The sequence below is a fragment of the Bartonella sp. TS82HLJMH genome, assembly GCF_042193495.1.
GTDB classification, from domain to species: Bacteria; Pseudomonadota; Alphaproteobacteria; order Rhizobiales; family Rhizobiaceae; genus Bartonella; species Bartonella grahamii.
Genome location: NZ_JBHILU010000008.1, coordinates 83,383 through 106,192, shown reverse-complemented (window position 1 = coordinate 106,192; position 22,810 = coordinate 83,383). Strand labels below are relative to the sequence as shown.

Here is a 22,810-nt window from a genome sequence, read left to right as displayed (position 1 = left end):
TGCTTTTTATGGTCTATTCATACATGGCAATCTTATATAAAAAATAGTCAAATGAATCATGCATAAAAGTGTGGATTCTTAAGTGGATTCTTATAAAACAATTGCACACAAACTATTGACTTTATTGTGTTTTTATATATAATGCGTTATTATCATCGTCCAAGGTTCATTCTTAGGAATGCGTAATTTAAACCGGTGATAACGATTGCGTGAACGTCCATGATAAGCGCCCGTGACATACGAACACACCCTCTCCTTATGCCATGTGATCGGCGTCTGATTATTGCGAAGACGACGTTCTCCTATGCTTAAAAGACCTTGTGTCGTATCAACTTCGGCAAACATTTTCGTAATAAAGTTAAAACTTCCATCCGGTGCCCCCATCTCTTGTGAAACAACCGTTGCCTCCATCGGGGCTCCTGTAAACATAACAAGCCGATTATTTTCATCAAAAGCACCAAGCATTGGAGCGCCACTTTGCCAACGAGGGCTGTCTAAAGAAGCCGGCAATGCCTCAAGATTGATCGAAATCTCATCTAACTGTTCTAAAGTATAACCTGTTGTAAACACTGGAAACAACGTGAAAGGCTTTCCCTGTAGCGTCGACCATTTCTGCAAGCCCCAATCATAAACAAAGGTGGTTTGTTCGTTATTGCCTCTTTTTAAGGACCAATAAATCCGGTTATCAATGGGGTCTATAACTCCTTGCATCTCATCAAGAGCAAACTTATCAAATGTTTTAAAAACCGTTCTATCAACCTTTTCAAAACCTATCGGTAAAAGTTGACCATCTAAACTCATCTGATAAAAACCACCATCACCTGCAAAAAAAGCGTCACTCCCTCGACATGCTATAGAGGCTGCACTGCGGGCTCCTCGCTTGTCTTGTATCTTTTGAAACGTAAACACAATCTTAGAACCCGCAACAAAGGTTCCAGCATAAATAGCAGAACGCATAAAAATGAGGGGATTGGTGGATTCTGTTGCCCCTTGAACATATTCTCCATCCGGAAAATCTTGAAAATCGCAATCTTTCTGCTTAACTGTCCAATGGGTTGCATCTTCCAAACCAGACCAATGAATGCGATTGGGGTGATCTGTCAATTGCATCAAACAAACAAAAGGTCCCCAAACCTTCACCAAGCCTGCTTTCGGCGGATTGCCTCCTAAATCTTCAAATCGTTCAGAACTATGGGTATTAAAAACTTGTGGTTTATCATTTTTATTGACCGCAATAATTCTTTGACCAAACAGAGCAAATGACCATTGATTATCCTCATGCGCATGATAGGTCACACCACTTTGACTTATGTCTTTCCAACCCTTCGTTTGACTATCATAACTGTAAAGTTTTTGCTTGCCTCCTACGATTATCTTAACACCATTACCGCTTCTAAAGGCGATTGAACCCAAGGGCTTTTCTTCCAAAGGATTAGAAACAACCATTGCACTAGGCATGGGTATGTAACCACCATCTGCCGGTAAAACATTCACAAGGCTATCCGTAAAACTGCCGTTGACAACCGCAACATCCGGTCTGTAATCGGCTATAGGAAAATAAACCATGCTAAAAATCCGTTGGTATTATTCTGGTCACGTTATGACGTTGAGACGTCTCTGCACGCAATTCATTCAACTGTTCGTTAAAGTCATTGTAAGCTGCCGTTGCACAATCGGGGTCTTTCAAGATATTCTTGTAAAGTTCGTATTTTGCACGCGCCTTAATCAAATCAAACGCGTGCACAAACCATGGATGCTCCTCATCGACACTCTCTATCTCTGATAAACGCAATGGAGAGAGAATGAGTTGAATCTGATAGGCTCTATCCGGCGTGGGATAAAGATGTAATTTCCTATCAAAATAACTGTAACAAACCGGCGTTCCTTGCTGCTCTGATGATAACAAAGGCTCTAAAGAAACATGGTCCTTACACTCCAATGCAAACTTATGATGTTGATCAGAGCTTAGATAAACGTTTTTTAGTTTAACAGCTGTTTCAATAGGGCGGGTAGTGCTTGCATCATAAACACCTTGTCCAGCCCGTGTCTCAAACACCACATCACGGCTTTCGTTAAAGTAAAAGGTCTCCCGTTCACAAAAACGAATGGCTGCAAAAATGCTTTCTTGGATTTGATGAACATACTCATCGGCTATGTCATCAATCTCATCTTGAATGACCGACACTAAGTGCGAAAGTGTTCTCTTATGACGATAAACATCTCGCTTTACAGGTATCGGTCCTCCGGTTTTAACCCGAATATAATGACGTGTCATCAGAATACCTTTTAGTGAAATAGAAAAATTGAAACTAACTTGACATTACACACTATGTGTATTATAGTGCACTAATGGTAATCATTCATAAAACTATAGAATTTGATACTTGGCTTAAGAAACTCAAAGATAAAGGCGTTAAGGCTATTATTCTTCAACGTGTTGTACGCTTAAAACAAGGACTTTTAGGTGATGTTAAATTTTTTAATGGCATAGGTGAATTGCGTATCCACTATGGTGCCGGTTACCGGATTTATTTTACCCAAAAAGGCTCTGATTTTATCCTTTTGTTATGCGGTGGAGATAAATCAACGCAAAAAAGGGATATTGAACAAGCGTTAAAATTAAAAGAGGAGTACAGTGATGAAAACAACCCCCTTTAAACCAGAGGAATATCTTGAAGACATTGAGGTACAAAAAATGTTTCTCAATGAAGCCTTCAAAACAGGTGATGCTGCTCACATAGCGGATGCCCTTGGTATTGTTGCTCGCGCTCAAAATATGAGTGCCTTAGCAAAAGAAACCAATCGCGAACGCAGTGGATTATACCGTTCTTTAAGCAAAACAGGTGATCCTAAGCTTTCAACCCTAGTCGCTGTCTTATCTGCCCTTAATTTACAACTCTCTGTACAGTCTTCTGCTTCATAAACTAAGAGGGAGTTAATAAATCTCTCCCCCCAATCTCAGTGATTGGTCACGAATTCAACGACTATACTTGCTTGACCAGCTTGTACTGTCTTGTCCGCTTTAGCATAGAGAGTAAGTTCTTCATCATAAGGGACAAACTCTTTTTGATTAGTAGGTTTAACCTCTTTTACTGCCTGTTGTTTGATTTCTACTTCACCAAACTCAGTCCCTCCAGCAGTGCTGCCTATTTTGACCTTTGTGTCCGAAAATGCTGTCTTAACAAACACTTTAATTGAAGTAATCAAAGCACCACGAGGTAGCGTACCTATTCTCATAGCGTTTTCTTTATCTTCATAGCTAAAATTAAGCCGCAAAAAGCTTACCTGCTGGGTATGAAGATTTCTCCCTTGCAAGGGCTGTGGTAAATAATCTGCCATGTCTTATCCCCTTAATGATTTGTCACAAATTGTACGACCACAACACACTCACCAGCATCAGTAGTTTTGTCTCGTGTTGCATAAAGGGTCATCTCTTTATCCTCTGGAGCAAAAACCTTTTGGTCTGTTGGTGTAAAATCTTGCGTATTTTGGGTTTTGATCTCTTTTTCGCCAAACTCATTGCCACCGTAGGTACTGCCAATTTTCAATTTCGCCTCAGAGAACGCTGTCTTAACAAACGCTTTTATCGAAGTGATCAAAGCGCTACGTGGAAGCGTGCCTATTTTTCGTGTAAGATTTTTATCTTTATGCGAGATATTCAAACGCAAAAAACTCACTTGTTGCGTAACCAAATTTCTCCCTTGTAGGGGCTGTGGTAATTCTTCTGCCATGTTTTATTTCCTTTCTTTGAAAATTAAGAAGGCTTTTCGCCTGTGCAAGTTGAAACAACAACGGTTCCAAAATCTTGCGCATGTTGTCCTCTTCCAGACATTTGGAAACGCGTTTTTTTCATCCCTAGGATTGTTTTCGCTGCAACCCCATATACCCGTTGATAATCATCAAGCTCTTCAACCAATTTATAGCGCGTATCTTGATTTTCTGCTCCAAAGGCAAGCATCGCACTTTGTGCACCCAGTAAAACAGCACGGCGTACATTTTCTTCAACACTACCATCGGATTTTACACCATGCGTCACATGTTCCGATTCACGTAAAATCACACCGTTATACATGCCTAATGAACCATCAAAGATCGGATTCTTCGCACGCGAACCTGAATAAGCCGCCTTTTGTATATCAAGCCACTGACCAGTATCTGTATTGGTACGCAATTGCATAACTTGTATGGGATGAAGATACATCACGTAAACATTGGAACCACCAACACGTACTGGTCTGATTTTGGGGTTAGCCAACTTTGCAACTTTAACAGCTTCATCAATCAGCTTAAGACTAAAACCGTGTTTTGCCAGCTCTTTTACGTCTTCATCTTTCGTTTTGGCTTCTGGTCGTACAATGCGCTTACTACTTGGTGCCAATGGTGCATTAAAACCATAATACAATTCATCTAGTTCAATCTCACGCCCTTCAAATTTCATTGTAGGTGCTGTGTACCCACACACTTGCGTGAAAAACATCAAACTTAAACGGTCCGCATACCAATCAACCAATGACTTGTGTGCTTCGTCGCGTAAACTAAACAAAATACGTTGTTGATCAATTGTACCTTTATTCTTCGTCGAAACTGCATGATTAAGTTCATTGATATATAATTTGTCATGAAGAAACTGAAGAGCTTCTTCATTACCTTTAAGTGTCTCACCCTCACTTACACCACGCCCCATAATCTGTGCACGTAAGCTAAAAGTAACACAATCTCCGCCTTCTTTCTTAAGTTCATTCTTGACTTGAATAATACTATTAGAGTCTTCTCCCATTAACGGTTCAATATCAAGCGCTTTGGACGATTCATAATTTAATCTCTTTGACCAAGCTTGCACTGCAAGTGCATCATTAATAGGTATACGTGTTATTGCCATTGATTTAACCTTTCTTTGCTGTAAAAAAACCGGCTTAAAGCCGGTGGAAAACCCGCATCAGAAGCGGATTACGTTATGCGCCTAGACTATATTCAGCCATCGCGCCCCATTAACTTATCAAAAATGATTTGATTTTTAGGATTGCTATACCATTCTCCAAATTCTTTATCAGACATATCACAAATGGTTTTTAAAGTGATTGGTCCAACACTCTTCCCTCCACCAGATGCCGTTAAGGTTCTCGCAGAATTCTGACGGCTTTGAAGCGCTGCTACTTGATTATTCGCTTGTACTGCTTGGTTCTGATAGCCAAGATTTTGCGCTATCCTATAAATCTCTTCTGCCGGATTGAGATCTCTTTGTGCACAAGTCGCTACAAGAGCATGCAATTGATCTCTTATAATCGCATCTATTGTGTTTTGTTGTCCATATTCAGGATAAAGTGATGACCAAGAACTCAATTCTTTTGCACGTGCCTCATAAAGAAAATTTGCCGCGGCATCAAAATCACTGGATTTATTTTGAAACGACTTAACAGAATTATTAAAAAATTCACCAAGACGCATATCGTGCTGCTGCTGTTCCTCAGCTTGTCTTAGCGCTTCTTTCTGTTCCCTAATATACGCATCTTGCTTTTGAATCTTATCTAACATCCACGCCACTAAACGAACAGGGTCCTCACGTAGGTCTGGAGGTCCGCCTTCACCTTCAACCATTGGCGTCTGGGATTGGGGTTCATAAAACTTGACAAGCGCTTCACGAGCTTGTTTGGCTTGTTGCTCCACACGCTGCTGCTCTATACTAGGAACAATCTCTGAAGGTTTTTCAACGGGCTGTGCAACCGGCTCTGGAGACGTGATGTCATCATTATCAATCGTTTCACCATCATAAGAGCCAGCATCAAAAGAGCTCTCATCATCAAATACCGGTGCTCCAACTCTATAATCTTCATTCATCGCTTCATTCATCGCTTCGTTCATTTCTGCATTCATTCTCTAACCTCTCTCAAATGCTTCTTCCTCTGTATGTTGCCGCTCTTTCACGCATGATTTGATTTTGCGCTCGTTCATTAAGAATACGCTCCCGTTCAAGCTCATGCTTCTGTTGCATCAATTCCGCTTCCAATTCTGCTCTCTTTTGACGCATGACCAATTCAATCTGCTTGCCTTGTAAATCCATCTGTTGCATCTGACTTTTAGCCGCAATATCTTGCTGCTTTTCCTGCAACTTCATTTCTTGTTCCGGATTCATTTGCTGTTGTTGGGCTTGTTGTGCCATTTGCTGCTGTTGCATCTTCTCACTCACACGATTAAGCAATGACGCAGGCAATGGTGAATAACGAAGTAGATCAAGCATAATATCCGGCGTAATCGCATTTTGAAGCAATGGAAGCAGTTGTGTGATAATACCGAAGGTGCGCTCTTTTTCGTTCGGGCTGGTTGGGGCATCATCCACCACAATGTCATACTCGACACTCGTTACTTCTTCACGCGTCAATGGAATATATTGCGCATTCTCTTCACCAGATATCCGTACCAAACGCCCATCGGACAAGTAATTCTGTATCAAGTGCAAAATAATCTTACCTTGCCGCTTGCGATACAAACGTAAGCCATCAAACAGACAAGCAAGCAGATTTAAACTGGATTGGCGTCGTTGTGCCTCCAAAATACCCGCTTGTGTCACTTCCCTTGTGCCAATGAATTCGGGCGATAAACCCGTCACCTGATTAATCGCTTCCTTAGCTTCATTAAACAACTGGAAAAACCCCGTTGGAAATTCTGCTACGGGTTTGGGTTGGATCTTTCCTTGTGCAAGGGCGCCATCTTCAGCAACTAGCAACGCATCAGACCGCGCCCAATCTTGCATAGCCTGCCTGATGTCCTTAAACGCCCCTTCCTCGACAATAAGCCCCCCTTTGGATTGGCTATTAAGGATATACATCACTTGACTGAAATATTTATTCGCCCACCGTTGTGGATCTTTTGTAGGACGTACAACCCCATAAAATTGCCGTTCTATCTTGTCAAAATACCCCGTTATACACTCCCAACCCAATTGACCAGCTGGAACCAAAGGTTGATCTGGGGATTCAAGCAATTTCCTCCCTAAAAAAGCACGCCTTACAACCTTTTTATTGAAAGCTGCCCCTTGGATATCGGGCATCATGCATTGGAGCTGCTTAAATTCCTCTTCGCTATAATCACGAAGTTCTCCAGTGCTTAAATCGGGCGCTTTGTAATACCTCTCGCTTTCAAACCAACGGCATTCAACAAGAGTGACCATCCGACGACCGTTTTCAACATCAATGCTCCCTTCATCACTGTAATAATCAAGATCATTATGGTGAACACCTTCATGAGAGCTCCCATCCCTTGCCCAATCTGCACTCAGTTCACTCCAATGGGCTTTGGGAAACATCTGCTTGGCTACTTCCAAAGGCTTGCGGTCCACATACCACAAACGTTGCGCATCGGTTAAATTCGGTTGCACTGCCGCACTATCCCAGACCACTTTCAGTGGGTCTAAACGCGTAATTACCGGTTCACCATCGAGGCTGTTCTCATAATCAAGCCGTGTATCAGTCCACCCCATGCCGCAGATAACCGCATCTTGGAAAGCGTCACTATCAGCGTATTCTGCATGCGCCATGTCCCGAAACCATTCTGCCGCACCGGTAAGCAATTCACTTGGCAATGCCTTCCCTACTTGACGGGGAATGAATTGCACTTCGCGCTTATTATTTCTCTCTGAACCCACAACAGCATTTACAAGCGGAGCAATACGATTAAAGGTCATAACGGGGCGGCGTTGTTTTTTTAACGCCGATAAATCTTCTTCATTCCATTGATCACCATTGTAAAAACCAAAATCCTCCCGTGCATGTTCACGCCATTTATTCACATGCTCCACATCTTCTTTGTACCAGCTCACAAGCTTACGAAACAAACCTTCATGAGAGAGATCAGATACGTTGCTGTCTTTCTCTAAATGTTCATCATCATGCATCATTCTGCCATCCATGAGGTACTCTCATATTCCGTTCTGCCGCTATAAGCTGGTCGCTTTTGTATTTCTTTTGGTGGTTTGTATGAAATACACATCAGTCCAAAGGCATCTGCCCCATGACTGGACCAATCGTGCTCTGCTCCCAAGCCAATATTGCGCTTCTCATCCCATTTCTCGTGATACCAGTTCAATGCCTTGCGTCCTGCTACCGTCGTCTTTTCATTAAACCAAACAGAAGGCAAAACACGGCGGACTGTTTCTATACGTATCTTAACAGCCCCTGCTCCCTGATTAGGGATAACTTTTGTTTGAAAGCCTGCTTGTTTAAGAGCGCTCTCAAAACTCACATTGTGCACACGATCTCTGGTCGCACCATCATGGGGCAAAACCATCAGTGCCTTCTCATAACCGTTTTGACGCAACCAGCCTATATGTTCCGATAAAGGCTGTCCCTGTGCTTCGTAATAATCAAGCACTCTGATCTCTCGCCCCACAAATTGCGCTATCCATATCGCTGTGGCATCTGCCTTAGCACCCGTGCCCCCAATATCCCAAAAGGCGCGTATCTGCATTAAAGGATCACGAGCAACACGCCCTATCCGCCCCTCCTGCTCGGCTGCCAACATTTCCTTTTGATAATAAGCACCTTGAACCGCTGTAAGATAAGCCCCTTCCCAGATATGCTTATAGGTCTCTGGACGGTTTCTCAGATCATCCAATCGCGCTTCATTCAAAATCTTGGGAAACTTCGGATTGTCTGACCAGTTGATCTCAACACGCTTGATTGCCTCATTGTTTGAAAAGCGAAACCGCTTCTCAACGGGAGCATTCTCTCGCAATGGATTCCATGTCACCCATAACTCTGCCCGCCATCCTTCTCCCTCTTCTCGCAAAGTCGGTATAAGCGTTTGCCAAGCCGTCTCTGTCACCGGCTCCGCCTCATCAACCCAACAAAGCAAAATACGCCCCATAGACTTGATACTAGCTATATTGCGGTCAAGACCAGAAAACTGAAAGGCTATACGACCATCTATCGACTTAATCGACGACTCCCCAACCTTGTAATAGTCCTTTAAAAAGTCATGCGCTTCAATGGCGCGCTTAATTTCCTCCAATGAACTTTCTGCCAAAGAATTCTGAAACTGCCGTGCACAAAGTATAGTGCCCGATATCCCTTGCATACCAAATTGATAGCCTTTTAAAGCAGCCATCAAGGCAAATGATCTTGTCTTTCCAGACCCTCGTCCACCCCAAGCCGCACGCACCAAAGCCTTATCTGTAAAAATCGGTATAAGCTTTGGAACAATATTAATCTGTCGTGTTGTCATTGACCAAAGGCGCGATTTCTACACGCGTTATCACCTTAACGGCTCCCCCATCTTCCCCAGTCACCTGTAAAGGCAACACCTTACCAAGCAACGCTAAATAAGCCGCTGGACATTCCATAGCCTGCTTTTCCAAATAGGAGATCAAACCATCATTGCCAATTTTATTCCCAGCATTCTCAGCAGCCTTAACCACTGCTTCTTTTAAAATGCGCGTCATTTTATTGGGAATACCTTTGACACGCCCTTGACCTGCCTTTGGGGGTATACGCTTTTTAATGGGTTGTGGAGCCTGCTGTGTATTTTCTGATGTCATAAAATACGCCCTCCAGATAATAAAAAACCCCGCATTTGCGGGGATTTCAAACTGCACTGCCCCTCGTCTAGATACAGTACGACCAGTGCCGTATTTGTCATTAAATACGATTTGCAACACATTGTCAACACTAAAATGACACACATTGATACATTAAAAGGGAATCAATTAAACTGCAATGTAGAAATATTAACAATACACATGGTAGTACGTAATGATAGTAAATGAAGATGATTACTATGGAATTCTTGGTGTAAGCTACGAATGCAATGATAAGCAGCTAAAATCTGCTTTTCGTAAGTTAGCTATGCAATACCATCCTGATCATAATTCCAGTAACGACGCTGAACAAAAATTCAAAAAAGTTTGCGAAGCTTATGAAGTTCTTAAAAATCCTGAAAAGAGAGCTGCTTACAATCAATTCTATCATGAAACTTTTAAATATAATCACAAAACTTTTGCAAGTAATAAAAGCCGAGATAATATAGGTTTAGTGTTAATATCACCTTTTAAAAAAATAGCTTTCTTTGTCATTGCTCTAATACTATTTTTCGTAACATATGTTGGCGGTACCATTATTATATTTCGGTATTTTGATTAGAGGAACTTAATGAAGCAATGATAATAGAGTGGTCTGTAAATGTCTCTTCCGATTAACATACTCTGGCGATTTAGGTTAAAGATTCCTGCGTTTTTATTTGCAATAATGACCACCTTAGCTGTTATTGCCATTCCCTTCATATTCTATTGATAGTTATTTTTGCAAAAAGTGCTTCTGAAGCATATTGAGAGCAACGCGCAATGAATTCACAAGGTGGGGTAGCATTTGATCTTCTATAACGAGGTACTGTAGCGCAGCATGAAGATTATACTGTCTATAGAGGCATTGGGCTTCTTTTACTGCCTCTTTCACGGCTTGATAGTGATTTGTTGCTTTTTGAACCCATTGTTCAAAGCTATCTGGATCTGAATTTGTAGACACATCATCATAAATAGCATTAGGCAAGCCCTTTGCACAAAGGTAATTATTCCTTATCTGTAGATATTGCTGGGCGGCGTCATATTGCTCTTGAGTAAGCACACCTTGCAAACAAAGTCGCCCTATGTAAGACCCAGAAAGTGGATTTTTTGCCTCTTGTAGCGTTAAACCGAAGCGCTTTGCACGCATTTCTATTGCCAATTTATCAACGGCTTCACGTAGTGCTTTTGCACGTGATATACGTCCATTTGGTTCTCTTACCTGCCCTGCTATTTTAGGGCGTCCCCTTTTTTTATTTCTTTTCACAGATAACCTCAGACACCTGTTTAACGTTTTCCCAAATTTCCTTTGAGTTTGACCGTGTCTCTCCACCCAAAAGCACTACAAATAACAGTAACGCTATTGATATACAAATGACTGGTATTTTTTTCCAATCATCATCATCACGTATCATCCACCCGATGATAATGACCATCATTACAATTAGAAAGCCTGCTGATATATTACAGAGTGTCTCAATCTTATTATTATGTTGTAATGATTTTATCTCCTGATCTGTAATAGTATAGTTATAAACTGGCTTAGATTTACAGATTGCACTAAAGGTATGGAGCGGCGGCTTATCAGACATTTAAATACTCTCTATTAAAAAGGAACACTGTCATTCATAACGGTATGGGGCGTATCAAGAGGTCTGTAAATGCTTCTGTCATAAGCAGATGATGACGGCTCTTGATTATCATCATTTTTGCCATCTAAAAGCTTTAACTCGCCTTTGTACTGAGGCAATATGACTTCTGTTACATACCGTTCAACACCGTTTTTATCTTGCCATTTACGAGTTTGTAGTCGCCCTTCGATATAAACTTTGCTACCTTTACTGAGATACTGAAGTGCTACTTTTGCCAAATGTGGATTAAACACCACAATGGAATGCCATTCAGTTTTGTCTACTTTCTTATTGGTTGCCTTGTCTGTATAGCTCTCAGACGTTGCCATTCGAAAATTGACCACCTCGATGCCAGATGACATTGTTTTGCTTTCTGGATTGGCACCTAAATGACCAATTAAAATCACTTTATTAAGCATTTGTTTTCTGTCCTTTAATGGAAAATAGTACTTAGAACAAAACAAACTCACAACTGATGATAGTATAACACATTATGGGGTGTAATTACAAACGAAATTTATTATAACCCACTGAATCTAAAGAATGAATCTCATTTTTATTTTACTTAACAGCTTGCGTTTTGATACGTTTTGTGCAATAAGGAGACGTTCTTTTATATTTCGATTGGTTACTTTAATCGTTTATTTAGATCGCTAGCTGTTTTGATCATAAAAGCCGTGTCTTAAAGGACGCGGCTTTTTTTAATTCTATCTTTTAGAAGCCGCTTTAGTCAATTTATCTACAGTCTTTATCTATCTACAAAAGGATATTAAACCTGTAGAAATCTCTTTTTTTCCTGTAACCCATGCCCCCAAAATAAGTTGCGTATCTCCAAAAACACGCGCCCTGCCACCAATAATTGCCTTTCCATAAGCACGTACATTACCGTAAACCTTCGCAAACCCATTAACACACGCCTCATCACAAATTATTGCATTTTCAAAAACCTTCGCATGCCCCCAAACCATAGCAGCATTATAAACCTTGGCATCATCACCAACCCAGCAATTGCCATCATGTGATAAGTTGTATTCACTTTCAATAAAGCCCCCTAAATCTCCTTTTTTAACACTTCCAAAACTTCTTAAAGCTTTAATGCGATAAAGTGTTCTAACTCTACCATAGAGATGGTCTTTAACTTCTGTAGTTTCATTAGTAAGTTCATATTTTTTGGATACATTTTTAGTGGTCATAGGTAGCTCCCTAATCTAACATTTGAATAAATTTTTGAATGAAATGGTTATAAGGAGGCGCCCCCGCACCGCCCTATTGTTTAATTAAGCAGCTTCTTTTTCATATTCTAATTCACATTCTAAATCGTCATCATTTTCAGATTCAAGATCAGCATCATAATAGTCTTCAAAATCATCATAATACTCATGACGATAATAATCATCTTCACTACCAAATTCGGGATATGCTTCATTCCAAATATGATCATCTGCTGTTAAAGAAGCGGCGCTATGAACATAAGAATCTCCTGAGATAAGAGCACCACATACAACGGCATCATCGAAAACACGCGCGTCATCACAAATATGAGCAGCGCCGCTTATTTTTGCATTGCCTCCAACATGAGCATCATCACAAATGACGGCATCATCAGAAATATGAGCATGATCAGTTACATAGGCATTATCATAAATCTTTGCATTGCCTTCAATTACAACAGCACCTTTAATATGAGCATTCCCATAAAGACGCGCATTGCCTCCCATAAAAATAGCTTCAAAAATAGCATTCCCATAAATTTTTGCATTCCCACAAACGTCTACAAAAAAGCTTCTTACTTTTGCATTCCCAGAAACGCGGGCATTTTGAAAAACGCGGGCTTTATCATATACCCAGCACGTACCATAATGCGATAGGTTGCTTTCATTTTCTATAAAACCACCTAAATCCCCCGCCTTGACATCTCCAAAATCTTTTAAGGCGCGTATACGGTATAATGTGAGACCAGTCATATGATCTATTTCATTAGTCAATTCATATTTTTTGGATGGTTTTCTCTTTTTAACTGTAGCACTCATGCTAGTAATCCTATTCGTAAAGAAGGTTTCTATTGACACCCTATAAGGGCGTCGGGCGCTAGAAACACGGCGAATAGTCCGCTGTGTGCTTTCCCCTAAAAAGGGTATTGTATAACACACTACACCCGACAAAATCGTTATATGCCAATGATAGCATAAAAGAAAGTCAGTATTTTAAAAAGCATGGGAGAGGCTGTATCGTAACCTATCCGCTATTCGCAAGTGTTTCTACACACTTGACGCTTTCCTAAACGAACCTTTCTTTAAAGTCAATACGTATTTTTTATTTTTTTCACTTTTTTTCATTTTGATACCTACATGTTTGAATATCAAGTGCTTTCTCTAGTTCACTGTCTATATCGTCATAAGTTTTCACTACTTTCACTGTACGTTTTTTGATTTCCCTATTAATCTCATCTATTAAAGGTTCGCAACTCAATACGCTTTGCGGAATACCACCCCCATAAACCCAAGCTTTCACTTGAGCCTTGGTACTGTAATCAACTTTACAAGGCATCTCATGATACTGACCACCGTCAAATTCTTCGTATTCTCTTGTGCCATCATCATATTCGTAAAGGTTATAAAAATACTCTGCTACCCCTAATCCCCATGGTGCATGCCCCACCGCCGTTGCTACAAATCTTTTTTGCCCTTTCTGTTTACGTTTTTTTAAAAACATCTGGTTTAATATCCCCTATCTAAATCCATAACTTTACCAATGGGTTTATTTGCCTCAAAATGGACTGTACAGAAGCGTTTTTAATTTCAATGTGGTTTTTATCATAAAATCTTTAAATCGCTCTGTACGGTACCTTTCTGTCAATTTAAACGCATCTCTATTCTCAAAATCATCAGCAAATTTCACTACTTTGCTGTTTATCATCCAATGCCCTTTAAAACTTCTTCAAGTTCTTTTTGAAGCTTTTCTATGCGTTCTGATGGCATCGATGCCTTTTGATTTGTTCCCTTTTCAGGCTTTTCAAGGCTCCTAAGAATGTACTTTGCATGAAAGCGAATATTGCCTTCAAGCGTCTTACAATAACGATAAAAATCTGCTGTTGAGGGCATAAAGGTCGAATTTAAGCCCTCGGCTTTGCCTTTCAAAGCGTTCTTTGTTGCCGTTTGCAATACCCAGCTGCTTATGCCTTCAAGAGCGTAAAGATACGCAAGCGCTGTCGCTTTTTCATCTGATCCCATGGGGCTCTTAAGTCCATTTGAAAGGACAAGATACGTTGTTTGAATTTCTTCTTCAGTCGCTTTCTTTTCAAGCTTTTGCAACGCATCATTGACTAATGAGGTAATTCTCTCCGCTTCTGCAATCAATGGTTTTTGCCCCGTTTTCCAAAGGAATGGTGGTTCGGTTGTCATCCTCGAATAAAAATTTGTACACACTATCTGAATTTTTGATATTGGACATGTGCTGTGCAACGCGATAACTCCATCCACGCTGCTGTTCTGTTGTTTCAGTGCTTGGCTTTCCATAGTTTTTTCCTTTCTGTAAATCTTCAATTGCCTTGCGTACCCAATTGCGCCATGTTGCTTGCCAATCCGTTTTGCATGCGTCCTTACCTGCCTTGGCATTCCAATAATCTCTAAATTTTGCGATTTCGACTTTCACACGCTCTGGAGGCAAGCCCTCTCTAATCGCAAAATCGCAATCGGGTTCAAAATCCGCAGGCAATCGACAGCCTCTATCGGTTTTAACCCGCTTGGCTTTCTTAGGAACGCTTGTCTGCTCGTGAATGGGAGGTTGGTTTTCTAGTACCGTTTCGATTTGCTCTGATTGGCTTTCAACATCACACTCGATTGGCTCGTCAACCAAATCGATTGTTTCTAAATCTTCAAAATCAATTTCTTTTTTTAATAAAACGTTAGTTTTATTTTTTTTATATATGTTAATGTTATTGTTAATGGCATTGCGTTCGCATTGCGCAACACTATGCGCATCGTATGCGCTCTGCATGCAATCCGCATATGCGTTTTCTTTTATATGATTATTGTCATTTTTACCTTTTGTTTTATGCCATCTAGAATGAGCTGCTTTTGTTGCTGCTTCTGATTTCTCTTTGCTATCATTTAATTCTAATTCAACATCTGGGTTCCACAACCGACCATCTTCTAAACAAATGATATGTCCAGTTTCTAATAAAAGATCTAATGCCTTCTGAAATTTTTTTACTGAGCAGCCAGCCAATAAAGATAACACTTTAAAATTATTCGTAAGCGGCTCTCCTGTGCGAAGCATTTGAAAGCGCAACTTAACATATATGAAACCTTCAAAAGCTGGCAAATATGCAAGATCAAGTAGCCACTTGTCTGCAAAAAGCCTCGTCCATGGCAACTTAGTTGACATACTTCACCTCCCTTTCTTTATTATTATTGCAAGTGAAATTATCTAGCTCTTCTTCACTGAGACTGTTGAGTTCTTTTTCAACTTCTGAATTCCACAACCCACCATTGTCTAAACGTATGATGAATCCACCTTCAATCAAGGAATTCAAAGCTGTTTCAAACTCTTCTACTGGATAACCAACCCAAAAAGCTAATACCCTTAAGTCCTTTAAAATAGGCTCACCAGTATGGAGCATTAGAAGTCGCAACATGACATAGATACATTTCTCGGTCGGCGACAAACAACCAAGAGTAACAAGCCATCTGTCTGCAAAAAGCCTCGTCCATGGTAATTTACTGGACATACCCCAATTCCCTTTCTTTAACTAAATATAAAATTGCTAAAGCATCTGCTTCGTTGTCATCACAAGGCGCATGACCTTTGGAACATATCGCCTTAATCATCTTCTTTCGACGCATTCCCCTTGCCTGTCGTCGCTTTCTTAATCGTACTTACTGGTATCCCCTCATACGGTATCTGATGATGTTCACACCACGCCGTTAACGTTGCTAACAAACCACCGTAAACATGCGCTGCATCTGTACCAACATGCCGACGCACCTCTTCAAAATACACCGCGTCAATTTGACCTGCTGTCTGCTTTATTTCTGATAGCCATTGTTTAAAACGCAAGTAACGCATTCCACCGCCTTCAAAACGGCGCGATTGAAAATTCACGGTACCACTGAACATGTCACCACTTGCACCACGTATCGCCCACCCCGTTTTGGTGCCTAGATCAAAACAAAGAATCGTGTTATTCACCGCACCTCTCCATACAAAATGTGTTTTAGAAGATTGCTCTTTTTACGAAAATGCTGCCGTAGATCCTCAAAATCCACCAGAAAAAGTGAATTTTCCCGTCCACGATATTCAATACTTTGAACCAGAACCAGAACTCTTACAGCTGTTACGTTCAAAGAATAATGGTTTTCCAATTTGAACAATAACGCTGTTGTTCCTCAATACTTTTTTCAGCCAACTCAGCCCATGTCAGTGGCTTTGGCCTCACAAGATGAAATAATAAATATTGCGATCTATCCCATTTATTAACTTCTTCAATTGTAACGGTTTTTTTTGCCATAAACCATGTATGGACATCGTTAATAATTTGAATTGCTTCATTCTTTCTCTGTTCATCCATCATCAATTGTTGCAATATCTTTCGTGCTCCATCATCATCTTTTTCATCACTATATTCATTTATAATTGGAGCTTTGTTTACAAACTCTCTTACAAGCGCACGAACATCTTCAGGCTCTTGAAGATTGTCATTAATATTTTCATATTCAGTCAAATATTCTTGCTCTTTAGATTTCTTCTGTTCAGATTCCAACAAACGTTCTTGCACTTCTTTTTGTAATTTTTGTAAATGTTGTATTTTCTCTTCATTTTCTGCTAGCTGTCCTTCCATCAACGCTTTTTGTGACGCTATTAACTCATCTCGTTCTTTTATCGCTTGTCTAAGCATTTTTATGTTTTTAAAATTGGTATAAACCGCATAACATGAACACAAATTAGCAATACAAGATATAATAAGTGCAATTAAGCCCATCCCTCTCTCCTCACTTACCCTTCTTCTTACTCTTCTTATTCTTATGAGCCGGCGCTTTTACTACTTCATCACGCTGTTTAAGCTCTTGTGTTAGTCTTTGAATTTCCGTATCACGTGATTGAACATCTGCTTTTAGTGCCTGTATCTTTTCACTTTTCCGTTTAAACTCTTCTCGGTACGCATCTATCTTTTGCTTAAGTTCTTCAATTTCCTCGTCACGTTCTTCAATTAGCTTGTCGCATTGTTCAAGATCCGCATCACATTGATCAATTGTCTGCTTGCTTTCCTTTAAATACCTAAACTCATTCTCTCTCATTTCTTTCTTAAGATCTTGAACCTGCTCTTTAAGTGCTTTAACTTGATCGCGATAATGCAATGCAATACGAAACATCACTCCGCTTAAGAGCAAAACTGAAACCACTGCTATCCATAAAATCTCATTCGAACTCATCTTTATCTCCTTTAATTTTTATGAGGGCGGTCATCATGACCAATCTGTTGTGCTTCGCATTCCATTAAAAAAAGAATGCAACAAGCCGCATGTGCCAAGTGTGATAAATCACTCTCAGCATCCTTATGCTCTCCACCAAACCATGCTAATAAATGACGTAAGGCAGCACCGTGAAACCTGCTCCAGTGCATGCCATTACGCCAATTGTTTGCTCCATACTTCTTTGCCCCAAACTCTAAAACTTTACCGATTTCAATCAGTGCCAACGGCGGGATTAGTTCAACACGCGACTTGCCAGCATCATCCTTATGCGCTTCCCTTAAAGCCATGATCATCTCCTTAAGGCTGCAAAGTTTCACCCGCGCTATCAACGCCGGAACTTTTTGCAATTGTAGTCATTGGGGGGTGTTGCTCTTGCATTAATCTCTGCAAGCGCTCGGGATAAAAAAAATCATCAGGACGCAAGTCTATCCCATGCTCACGTGCATAGTTCAAAAGCATAATTTGATATTTAGCTGGTATAATTCCGCCTTTACCCTCTAGTTTTTTTAAAGGATAAGTCCATTTATAAACAGCAGACACATGACATTGAGAAATCAACGACACACGTTTCGCACCGCCTAAATATTTTATAATCGTACCTGCTGAATTTTTGATATTCATTTTAATTTCTCTATTTATCAAATGGGCATTTATTCGATTATAGAAAAAATGTCAACATTTTTTCTAAAATAGAAATGTTGATATTTTTTAAAACAACAGGAATATTGGTAAGTATGGATATTCAAAAAGAAATAAAAATTTGGGCAAATGAAAAACTTAAAACAATGGGTCATGGGTCCCGAACTGAATTAGCTAAACATATGGGACTTCATACATCTGTTGTATCTAAAATGCTTTCTATCGATGATGATAAAGAAAGTAGAAGTATATCTGCTGATGAACTCGTTAGATTAACTTCATTTTTTAAAGCTCTCCCCCCTCATTTTATACCCGATAATTGTGATGATTATTTTTTAAAATTATATTCCTCGGCAAAGCCAGAACATAGAAAAGCTGTCATTTCTTTTCTACGATCTTTGCAAGAAGAAGATGAAAAATAACCACCCGTTTTTGCTCATTTGTTAATGACGAAAATATTTTTAGAGCTTTTTTAGACTGCTTCATACAGAATTTTCTCCACATTGAAATGAAAATTAAATTACTTTTTTGTGTAGACTATTTGTCTATCACTAAAAAAATTTTTTTCTGTTTTAGAAAAATTATATTGACTTATTCTAAAATCGAAAATATATTCACTCCATATCTTAGAAAATAACTTTTGCCAATAGGCTCTATGGAGGCATTTGTGACAAAACCAGTGTTTATAAATTCTGATGAAATTCTCTTAGTGATGTGCGAAAATGAAGAGCAAAATCTCGCTAAATCTGGTCCTTTCTTAGAAGAAAGTGACATGATCAAATTTATCGACCAAGCCGATAATGCTGTCCAAATTTTGCGCGTAGAACCAACGACTAATCGTTGCGAAGATATCTCTGAAGATATTGCCGAATTCTATCTTAAAGAATGTGAAGAGCAGTGTTTCAACGGAAACATTCCTCACGACTTTGTTACGCATAGTTCAGCATACGGTTTTTTTTTAGATGATATAAAACAGCGCGAATATGATGATGCAATGTATGGTTCTTACGAACAACAACACCGTTTGCGTCCTTGTGATGTGCTTTAAATTCTAAGGGCGCATTTAAAAGACGCCTCCTTTTCAAAAAATTCACCACACAATGCAATGCCGTTCTTTTGCAAGAACGACAAAGGCAGAGTCTAACTTAAAGGAGTAAAATAATGGAAAAAAAATACGAATTTACTGATGAAACAATCGAAGTTGGGGGCAAAACTCTCCACCGCATTCGCGCATTACGAGACTTTGGAAACGTCGAGAAAGGTGATTTAGGAGGCTATATCGAGAAAGAAGACAACCTATCGCATCGTGGTAATTGCTGGATTGGGGATTATGCAAAAGTCTATGGTTATGCCAAGGTTTTTGGTGATGCCTTGGTTTACGAAAATGCACAAGTTTACGGTTATGCACATGTTTACAACAATTCTCGTATTTATGGCAAAGCAGAAGTTTGCGATGAACCATGCATTTACGGTGATGCAGAAGTTTACGGTGATGCATATATTTGCGGTGAACCGCACGTTTTTGATAATGCAGAAGTTTATGGCAATGCACAAGTTTACGAAAAGGCATACATTTATGATAGGGCGCGTGTTTACGGCAATGCAGAAGTTTCCGGTGATGCGCATGTTTACGGTCATGCAAAAATTTACGGTGAAGCATGTGTATGTTGGGACGACTGGATTGATGGCGATAAAAGAATCTCAACTAGGTAACAAACCAGATGAAAAAATACGAATTTACTGATGAAAAAATTGTGTTTGATGGAAGAACTCTTCACCGAATTAGAGCATTAAGAGACTTTGGATATGTCAAAAAAGGTGACATAGGCGGTTTTATAGAAAAAGAGAGCAACTTAAGCCATAAGAGAGACTGTTGGATTTTTGGCAATGCACAAGTTTACGGTAATGCCAAAGTTTATGATGATGCGCGGGTTTATGGGAATGCACAAATTTATGGAAATGCACAAGTTTCTGATTATGCCGAAGTTGGTGGTGCTTCTGTTGGAGATAATGCCAAGGTTTTTGACTATGCGCGGATTTATGGGAATTCTGTTATAGGGGAAAGTGTACACGTTTACGGAAATGCTAAAATTTACAATCAAGCATATATTTGCTGTCGTGTAGATATTGCTGGAAATTGTAAAATTAGTGGCTCCACCGTAATCGTAGAACGTGAGAAATAGTAATCATGGAAAAAAAATATGAACTTACTGATGAAACAATTGAGTTTGATGGCAGAACTCTCCACCGCATACGTTCATTGAGAAGCTTCGGAAAAATCAAGAAAGGTGACCTAGGCGGCTTTATAGAAGGTGAGAGCAACTTAAGTCATGAAGGAGACTGTTGGGTTTATGATGATGCCATGGTTTATAGCGGTGCAAAAGTTTACAACAATGCCAAGGTATTTGATAACTCAAAAGTTTGTTATTTTGCAAATATTTATGAAAATGCAACAATTCATCATAACGCAAAAATATATGGTGGTCGTATTTTTGGAAAAGCACATGTTTACGAAAATGCAAGTGTTCATTGCAATGCAGAAGTGTATGGTAACGCACACATTTACGGAGATTCAGAGGTTCGTGGAGGCAGTATTATCACAACGAGCGAGAGAAGATAATTATTATGTATAGATATGAAATTAAACCTACTTTGTGTTCGCAGTTAGTTGTGAGAAATACCCACAATCCAGGTGAACTTTGTATAACGATCTCTGGAGATAAGGGCGAGCCCTATGTAGATACCATAATCTCTAAAGACAAAATAGATGCCTTCTTAAGTGAAGAGAATATCGTGCCAATGGAACTCATAGGATCGCAATGCTTTGCATTTTCATACGAATTCAGACCGTTTGCATGCACTAGATTTGAAATGATACCACCCAATTCAGATGAATCTTTCTTGTTGACGCTATATTCTGATCATTGTGCATATATAAAACGCATTCCAATTGATCGGATTGTACAACCTGTAAAGACAAAACTCTAACACCCCAAAACCAGCCTTTTAACAGATGCGTGATTCACGCCACGGGTGAATTGCGCGCAATGTAGGAAATCAAGATGACAAATTCCACTTTTTTAAAAGAAATGGCAGAAAAATATGGATTTTCTGCTGAAGAATTTCGAGCCACAATCATAAAAACTTGTATTGGAGATAAAAATGCTAATGTCATCACTGATGCAGAATTTGCCGTTTTTCTTTTTGTTGCCAATACTTATGGACTTAACCCTTTAACAAAAGAAATCTATGCATTCCCTAAAAAAGGCGGCGGCATCATACCCGTTGTTTCTATCGACGGTTGGATAAAGATCATCAAATCAAATCCTGACTTTGATGGCATGACCTTTCAAGATCAACTCAATGAGAATGGGAATATCATTGCTATCAAATGTGCTATTCGTCTCAAAGGGATTAAAGATCCTATCGAAGTCACCGAATATCTCAAAGAATGCGAACAAGCCCACAGTGAACCTTGGAAAAAATACCCCGCACGTATGTTGCGCCATAAAGCCACTATACAATGTGCTCGCTATGCTTTCGGGCTTTCCGGTATTTATGAAGAAGATGAAGCCGCACGTATCCATGAAGCAAACCATAACGTACAAACGAAGTTAGTTTCTTATGACGTGCTTACGCAAATCAAACAATTAATAAACATCACTCAAACAGAAGAAGAAAAAGTGCTTGAGTATGGACGAGTCCAAAAGCTTGAAGATCTTCCTGATGAAAGAGCACAAAGGATTTTGGATGTTTTGCAAAAGAGACAGCATGAAAAAGAACAATCTTTCCTACAACAAAAGCAAATAGAAGCGCCTATACAAGATGCCGAATATATTCACGTCCAAGATATAGAATATGCACCACAAGAACAAAGAACGGTGGTGTGAGATGGAACAAAGAACAGCAGAATGGTTCCAAGCACGCTTGGGTAAAGTCACCGCATCTAATGTTTACAACATTATCAGTAAGACAGCAAAAGGATTGCCTACAAGCAAATATGAAGACTACAAAATCAAACTCATAACAGAGCGCTTAACAGGCGAAACAAGCCCCTATTATGAAACTGAAGATATGAGATGGGGTATCGAACATGAAGATGATGCCTTGAGAGAATATGGCTTCATTTATGATGCCGATATAACAAAGTGCGGCTTTATCCAACACCCCACAATAGAAATGGCGGGGGCTAGCCCCGATGGTCTCATTGGAGAAGACGGTTTAATCGAAGTCAAATGCCCGAGATCAGTAACACATATGCGCTTTTGTATAGGTGACGAAATCAAACCAGAATATCACGCACAAATGCAATTCCAAATGGCTTGTACAGAACGAAAATGGTGTGATTTCGTAAGCTATGACCCACGTTTTACGGGGGAATTCTTTCACTTACGCATGAAAGTCAAGCGTGTTCTCCGTGATGATCAACAAATTGAACAGATCAATCAAGCTGTTGAAACCTTTTTAGCAGAGATAGAACGAGAGATAAAACAACTCTCAACAAAAGCTGCTTAACCTTA

Annotated in this window: 31 protein-coding genes and 2 pseudogenes; 10 read left to right on the top strand and 23 right to left on the bottom strand. The window is 39.8% G+C overall.

The window, feature by feature from the left end; all coding sequences use genetic code 11:
• Window positions 1–132 precede the first annotated feature (132 nt).
• Window positions 133–1,566, bottom strand: coding sequence for a hypothetical protein (locus tag ACFIKO_RS05645; protein ID WP_375673486.1), 1,434 nt, complete (start codon window positions 1,564–1,566; stop codon window positions 133–135).
• A gap of 1 nt (window position 1,567) precedes the next feature.
• A complete protein-coding gene (locus tag ACFIKO_RS05640) occupies window positions 1,568–2,275 on the bottom strand; it encodes a hypothetical protein (protein WP_375673485.1) in 708 nt (235 codons plus the stop codon).
• Between the two features lie 74 nt (window positions 2,276–2,349).
• Here ACFIKO_RS05640 and ACFIKO_RS05635 point away from each other — a divergent pair, with 74 nt between their 5' ends.
• Both ACFIKO_RS05635 and ACFIKO_RS05630 read left to right on the top strand, forming a co-directional pair.
• Window positions 2,350–2,658, top strand: a complete 309-nt coding sequence (locus ACFIKO_RS05635) for a type II toxin-antitoxin system RelE/ParE family toxin (RefSeq protein WP_375673484.1) — start codon at window positions 2,350–2,352, stop codon at window positions 2,656–2,658.
• Window positions 2,639–2,923 carry an addiction module antidote protein gene (locus ACFIKO_RS05630; protein ID WP_375673483.1) on the top strand — a complete coding sequence of 95 codons (285 nt, stop codon included), beginning with the start codon at window positions 2,639–2,641 and terminating at the stop codon, window positions 2,921–2,923. Before ACFIKO_RS05635 ends, ACFIKO_RS05630 begins: the two co-directional genes overlap by 20 nt.
• Before the next feature lie 35 nt (window positions 2,924–2,958).
• Here the strand turns inward: ACFIKO_RS05630 and ACFIKO_RS05625 are convergent, their stop codons facing one another.
• The 7 genes from ACFIKO_RS05625 to ACFIKO_RS05595 form a co-directional block, all read right to left on the bottom strand.
• Window positions 2,959–3,339 (bottom strand): hypothetical protein, encoded by a 381-nt coding sequence (locus ACFIKO_RS05625; protein WP_375673482.1) that lies wholly within the window; start codon window positions 3,337–3,339, stop codon window positions 2,959–2,961.
• Window positions 3,340–3,350: 11 nt separating this feature from the next.
• Window positions 3,351–3,731 carry a hypothetical protein gene (locus ACFIKO_RS05620; RefSeq protein WP_375673481.1) on the bottom strand — a complete coding sequence of 127 codons (381 nt, stop codon included), beginning with the start codon at window positions 3,729–3,731 and terminating at the stop codon, window positions 3,351–3,353.
• A 23-nt stretch (window positions 3,732–3,754) separates the two neighbouring features.
• Window positions 3,755–4,879: a N4-gp56 family major capsid protein gene (locus ACFIKO_RS05615; protein ID WP_375673480.1), complete on the bottom strand. Its 1,125-nt coding sequence runs from the start codon at window positions 4,877–4,879 to the stop codon at window positions 3,755–3,757.
• A 92-nt stretch (window positions 4,880–4,971) separates the two neighbouring features.
• On the bottom strand, window positions 4,972–5,871 hold the full coding sequence (locus tag ACFIKO_RS05610) for a hypothetical protein (RefSeq protein WP_375673479.1): 900 nt from the start codon (window positions 5,869–5,871) through the stop codon (window positions 4,972–4,974).
• A 13-nt stretch (window positions 5,872–5,884) separates the two neighbouring features.
• Window positions 5,885–7,903, bottom strand: coding sequence for a portal protein (locus ACFIKO_RS05605; RefSeq protein ID WP_375673478.1), 2,019 nt, complete (start codon window positions 7,901–7,903; stop codon window positions 5,885–5,887).
• Window positions 7,888–9,216: a PBSX family phage terminase large subunit gene (locus tag ACFIKO_RS05600; RefSeq protein WP_375673477.1), complete on the bottom strand. Its 1,329-nt coding sequence runs from the start codon at window positions 9,214–9,216 to the stop codon at window positions 7,888–7,890. The genes ACFIKO_RS05605 and ACFIKO_RS05600 overlap by 16 nt, the downstream gene beginning before the upstream one ends.
• Window positions 9,197–9,529: a hypothetical protein gene (locus tag ACFIKO_RS05595; RefSeq protein WP_375653389.1), complete on the bottom strand. Its 333-nt coding sequence runs from the start codon at window positions 9,527–9,529 to the stop codon at window positions 9,197–9,199. Before ACFIKO_RS05595 ends, ACFIKO_RS05600 begins: the two co-directional genes overlap by 20 nt.
• A 214-nt stretch (window positions 9,530–9,743) precedes the next feature.
• Between ACFIKO_RS05595 and ACFIKO_RS05590 the strand changes: the two are divergent.
• Window positions 9,744–9,977 (top strand): annotated as a pseudogene (locus ACFIKO_RS05590) (DnaJ domain-containing protein); the annotation flags it as partial.
• Between the two features lie 306 nt (window positions 9,978–10,283).
• On the opposite strand, the gene ACFIKO_RS05585 reads toward ACFIKO_RS05590, so the two are convergent.
• The 14 genes and pseudogenes from ACFIKO_RS05585 to ACFIKO_RS05520 form a co-directional block, all read right to left on the bottom strand.
• A complete protein-coding gene (locus ACFIKO_RS05585) occupies window positions 10,284–10,814 on the bottom strand; it encodes a hypothetical protein (protein ID WP_375673476.1) in 531 nt (176 codons plus the stop codon).
• Window positions 10,801–11,139: a hypothetical protein gene (locus tag ACFIKO_RS05580; protein ID WP_375647930.1), complete on the bottom strand. Its 339-nt coding sequence runs from the start codon at window positions 11,137–11,139 to the stop codon at window positions 10,801–10,803. The genes ACFIKO_RS05585 and ACFIKO_RS05580 overlap by 14 nt, the downstream gene beginning before the upstream one ends.
• A gap of 14 nt (window positions 11,140–11,153) precedes the next feature.
• Complete coding sequence (ssb, locus tag ACFIKO_RS05575) at window positions 11,154–11,597, bottom strand: single-stranded DNA-binding protein (protein WP_375656143.1); 444 nt, start codon at window positions 11,595–11,597, stop codon at window positions 11,154–11,156.
• 333 nt (window positions 11,598–11,930) lie between these two features.
• Complete coding sequence (locus ACFIKO_RS05570) at window positions 11,931–12,371, bottom strand: hypothetical protein (protein WP_375673475.1); 441 nt, start codon at window positions 12,369–12,371, stop codon at window positions 11,931–11,933.
• An 84-nt stretch (window positions 12,372–12,455) separates the two neighbouring features.
• Window positions 12,456–13,208: a hypothetical protein gene (locus ACFIKO_RS05565; RefSeq protein ID WP_375620302.1), complete on the bottom strand. Its 753-nt coding sequence runs from the start codon at window positions 13,206–13,208 to the stop codon at window positions 12,456–12,458.
• Between the two features lie 292 nt (window positions 13,209–13,500).
• On the bottom strand, window positions 13,501–13,890 hold the full coding sequence (locus ACFIKO_RS05560; protein WP_375673474.1) for a hypothetical protein: 390 nt from the start codon (window positions 13,888–13,890) through the stop codon (window positions 13,501–13,503).
• A gap of 200 nt (window positions 13,891–14,090) precedes the next feature.
• Window positions 14,091–14,534: a hypothetical protein gene (locus ACFIKO_RS05555; RefSeq protein WP_375673473.1), complete on the bottom strand. Its 444-nt coding sequence runs from the start codon at window positions 14,532–14,534 to the stop codon at window positions 14,091–14,093.
• The gene (locus ACFIKO_RS05550; RefSeq protein ID WP_375673472.1) at window positions 14,494–15,564 is read right to left on the bottom strand and encodes a hypothetical protein; all 1,071 of its coding nucleotides are present in this window, start codon (window positions 15,562–15,564) and stop codon (window positions 14,494–14,496) included. Before ACFIKO_RS05550 ends, ACFIKO_RS05555 begins: the two co-directional genes overlap by 41 nt.
• Complete coding sequence (locus ACFIKO_RS05545; RefSeq protein ID WP_375645005.1) at window positions 15,554–15,907, bottom strand: DUF1376 domain-containing protein; 354 nt, start codon at window positions 15,905–15,907, stop codon at window positions 15,554–15,556. The genes ACFIKO_RS05550 and ACFIKO_RS05545 overlap by 11 nt, the downstream gene beginning before the upstream one ends.
• A pseudogene (locus ACFIKO_RS05540) lies at window positions 15,897–16,368 on the bottom strand (crossover junction endodeoxyribonuclease RuvC). Before ACFIKO_RS05540 ends, ACFIKO_RS05545 begins: the two are co-directional and overlap by 11 nt.
• A gap of 151 nt (window positions 16,369–16,519) precedes the next feature.
• Window positions 16,520–17,158, bottom strand: coding sequence for a hypothetical protein (locus ACFIKO_RS05535; RefSeq protein WP_375673471.1), 639 nt, complete (start codon window positions 17,156–17,158; stop codon window positions 16,520–16,522).
• A 10-nt stretch (window positions 17,159–17,168) separates the two neighbouring features.
• Window positions 17,169–17,609, bottom strand: coding sequence for a hypothetical protein (locus ACFIKO_RS05530; protein ID WP_375620295.1), 441 nt, complete (start codon window positions 17,607–17,609; stop codon window positions 17,169–17,171).
• A gap of 11 nt (window positions 17,610–17,620) precedes the next feature.
• A complete protein-coding gene (locus ACFIKO_RS05525; RefSeq protein ID WP_375673470.1) occupies window positions 17,621–17,938 on the bottom strand; it encodes a dATP/dGTP diphosphohydrolase domain-containing protein in 318 nt (105 codons plus the stop codon).
• Between the two features lie 10 nt (window positions 17,939–17,948).
• Window positions 17,949–18,272 carry a hypothetical protein gene (locus tag ACFIKO_RS05520; protein WP_375673469.1) on the bottom strand — a complete coding sequence of 108 codons (324 nt, stop codon included), beginning with the start codon at window positions 18,270–18,272 and terminating at the stop codon, window positions 17,949–17,951.
• Window positions 18,273–18,385: 113 nt separating this feature from the next.
• Between ACFIKO_RS05520 and ACFIKO_RS05515 the strand changes: the two genes are divergently transcribed.
• From ACFIKO_RS05515 to ACFIKO_RS05485, 7 genes are all read left to right on the top strand, one after another.
• Window positions 18,386–18,712, top strand: coding sequence for a hypothetical protein (locus ACFIKO_RS05515; RefSeq protein WP_375620292.1), 327 nt, complete (start codon window positions 18,386–18,388; stop codon window positions 18,710–18,712).
• Window positions 18,713–18,957: 245 nt separating this feature from the next.
• Window positions 18,958–19,338 carry a hypothetical protein gene (locus ACFIKO_RS05510; RefSeq protein WP_375673468.1) on the top strand — a complete coding sequence of 127 codons (381 nt, stop codon included), beginning with the start codon at window positions 18,958–18,960 and terminating at the stop codon, window positions 19,336–19,338.
• A gap of 113 nt (window positions 19,339–19,451) precedes the next feature.
• Window positions 19,452–20,003, top strand: coding sequence for a hypothetical protein (locus tag ACFIKO_RS05505; RefSeq protein WP_375620291.1), 552 nt, complete (start codon window positions 19,452–19,454; stop codon window positions 20,001–20,003).
• An 8-nt stretch (window positions 20,004–20,011) separates the two neighbouring features.
• On the top strand, window positions 20,012–20,473 hold the full coding sequence (locus ACFIKO_RS05500; protein WP_375673467.1) for a hypothetical protein: 462 nt from the start codon (window positions 20,012–20,014) through the stop codon (window positions 20,471–20,473).
• Window positions 20,474–20,478: 5 nt separating this feature from the next.
• Window positions 20,479–20,910, top strand: coding sequence for a hypothetical protein (locus tag ACFIKO_RS05495; protein ID WP_252619730.1), 432 nt, complete (start codon window positions 20,479–20,481; stop codon window positions 20,908–20,910).
• 442 nt (window positions 20,911–21,352) lie between these two features.
• Entirely contained in the window at window positions 21,353–22,180 is an 828-nt protein-coding gene (gene bet, locus ACFIKO_RS05490) for a phage recombination protein Bet (RefSeq protein ID WP_375673466.1), read from the top strand.
• Between the two features lies 1 nt (window position 22,181).
• Window positions 22,182–22,805: a lambda exonuclease family protein gene (locus tag ACFIKO_RS05485; RefSeq protein ID WP_375673465.1), complete on the top strand. Its 624-nt coding sequence runs from the start codon at window positions 22,182–22,184 to the stop codon at window positions 22,803–22,805.
• Window positions 22,806–22,810 lie beyond the last annotated feature (5 nt).

Bases quoted from the DNA above. Each gene is read 5' to 3' on its own strand.
- ACFIKO_RS05645 (WP_375673486.1), bottom strand. From the start codon at position 1,566: ATGGTTTATTTTCCTATAGCCGATTACAGACCGGATGTTGCGGTTGTC.
- ACFIKO_RS05640 (WP_375673485.1), bottom strand. From the start codon at position 2,275: ATGACACGTCATTATATTCGGGTTAAAACCGGAGGACCGATACCTGTA.
- ACFIKO_RS05635 (WP_375673484.1), top strand. From the start codon at position 2,350: ATGGTAATCATTCATAAAACTATAGAATTTGATACTTGGCTTAAGAAA.
- ACFIKO_RS05630 (WP_375673483.1), top strand. From the start codon at position 2,639: ATGAAAACAACCCCCTTTAAACCAGAGGAATATCTTGAAGACATTGAG.
- ACFIKO_RS05625 (WP_375673482.1), bottom strand. From the start codon at position 3,339: ATGGCAGATTATTTACCACAGCCCTTGCAAGGGAGAAATCTTCATACC.
- ACFIKO_RS05620 (WP_375673481.1), bottom strand. From the start codon at position 3,731: ATGGCAGAAGAATTACCACAGCCCCTACAAGGGAGAAATTTGGTTACG.
- ACFIKO_RS05615 (WP_375673480.1), bottom strand. From the start codon at position 4,879: ATGGCAATAACACGTATACCTATTAATGATGCACTTGCAGTGCAAGCT.
- ACFIKO_RS05610 (WP_375673479.1), bottom strand. From the start codon at position 5,871: ATGAATGCAGAAATGAACGAAGCGATGAATGAAGCGATGAATGAAGAT.
- ACFIKO_RS05605 (WP_375673478.1), bottom strand. From the start codon at position 7,903: ATGGATGGCAGAATGATGCATGATGATGAACATTTAGAGAAAGACAGC.
- ACFIKO_RS05600 (WP_375673477.1), bottom strand. From the start codon at position 9,216: ATGACAACACGACAGATTAATATTGTTCCAAAGCTTATACCGATTTTT.
- ACFIKO_RS05595 (WP_375653389.1), bottom strand. From the start codon at position 9,529: ATGACATCAGAAAATACACAGCAGGCTCCACAACCCATTAAAAAGCGT.
- ACFIKO_RS05580 (WP_375647930.1), bottom strand. From the start codon at position 11,139: ATGTCTGATAAGCCGCCGCTCCATACCTTTAGTGCAATCTGTAAATCT.
- ssb (WP_375656143.1), bottom strand. From the start codon at position 11,597: ATGCTTAATAAAGTGATTTTAATTGGTCATTTAGGTGCCAATCCAGAA.
- ACFIKO_RS05570 (WP_375673475.1), bottom strand. From the start codon at position 12,371: ATGACCACTAAAAATGTATCCAAAAAATATGAACTTACTAATGAAACT.
- ACFIKO_RS05565 (WP_375620302.1), bottom strand. From the start codon at position 13,208: ATGAGTGCTACAGTTAAAAAGAGAAAACCATCCAAAAAATATGAATTG.
- ACFIKO_RS05560 (WP_375673474.1), bottom strand. From the start codon at position 13,890: ATGTTTTTAAAAAAACGTAAACAGAAAGGGCAAAAAAGATTTGTAGCA.
- ACFIKO_RS05550 (WP_375673472.1), bottom strand. From the start codon at position 15,564: ATGTCAACTAAGTTGCCATGGACGAGGCTTTTTGCAGACAAGTGGCTA.
- ACFIKO_RS05545 (WP_375645005.1), bottom strand. From the start codon at position 15,907: ATGTCCAGTAAATTACCATGGACGAGGCTTTTTGCAGACAGATGGCTT.
- ACFIKO_RS05535 (WP_375673471.1), bottom strand. From the start codon at position 17,158: ATGGGCTTAATTGCACTTATTATATCTTGTATTGCTAATTTGTGTTCA.
- ACFIKO_RS05530 (WP_375620295.1), bottom strand. From the start codon at position 17,609: ATGAGTTCGAATGAGATTTTATGGATAGCAGTGGTTTCAGTTTTGCTC.
- ACFIKO_RS05525 (WP_375673470.1), bottom strand. From the start codon at position 17,938: ATGGCTTTAAGGGAAGCGCATAAGGATGATGCTGGCAAGTCGCGTGTT.
- ACFIKO_RS05520 (WP_375673469.1), bottom strand. From the start codon at position 18,272: ATGAATATCAAAAATTCAGCAGGTACGATTATAAAATATTTAGGCGGT.
- ACFIKO_RS05515 (WP_375620292.1), top strand. From the start codon at position 18,386: ATGGATATTCAAAAAGAAATAAAAATTTGGGCAAATGAAAAACTTAAA.
- ACFIKO_RS05505 (WP_375620291.1), top strand. From the start codon at position 19,452: ATGGAAAAAAAATACGAATTTACTGATGAAACAATCGAAGTTGGGGGC.
- ACFIKO_RS05500 (WP_375673467.1), top strand. From the start codon at position 20,012: ATGAAAAAATACGAATTTACTGATGAAAAAATTGTGTTTGATGGAAGA.
- ACFIKO_RS05495 (WP_252619730.1), top strand. From the start codon at position 20,479: ATGGAAAAAAAATATGAACTTACTGATGAAACAATTGAGTTTGATGGC.
- bet (WP_375673466.1), top strand. From the start codon at position 21,353: ATGACAAATTCCACTTTTTTAAAAGAAATGGCAGAAAAATATGGATTT.
- ACFIKO_RS05485 (WP_375673465.1), top strand. From the start codon at position 22,182: ATGGAACAAAGAACAGCAGAATGGTTCCAAGCACGCTTGGGTAAAGTC.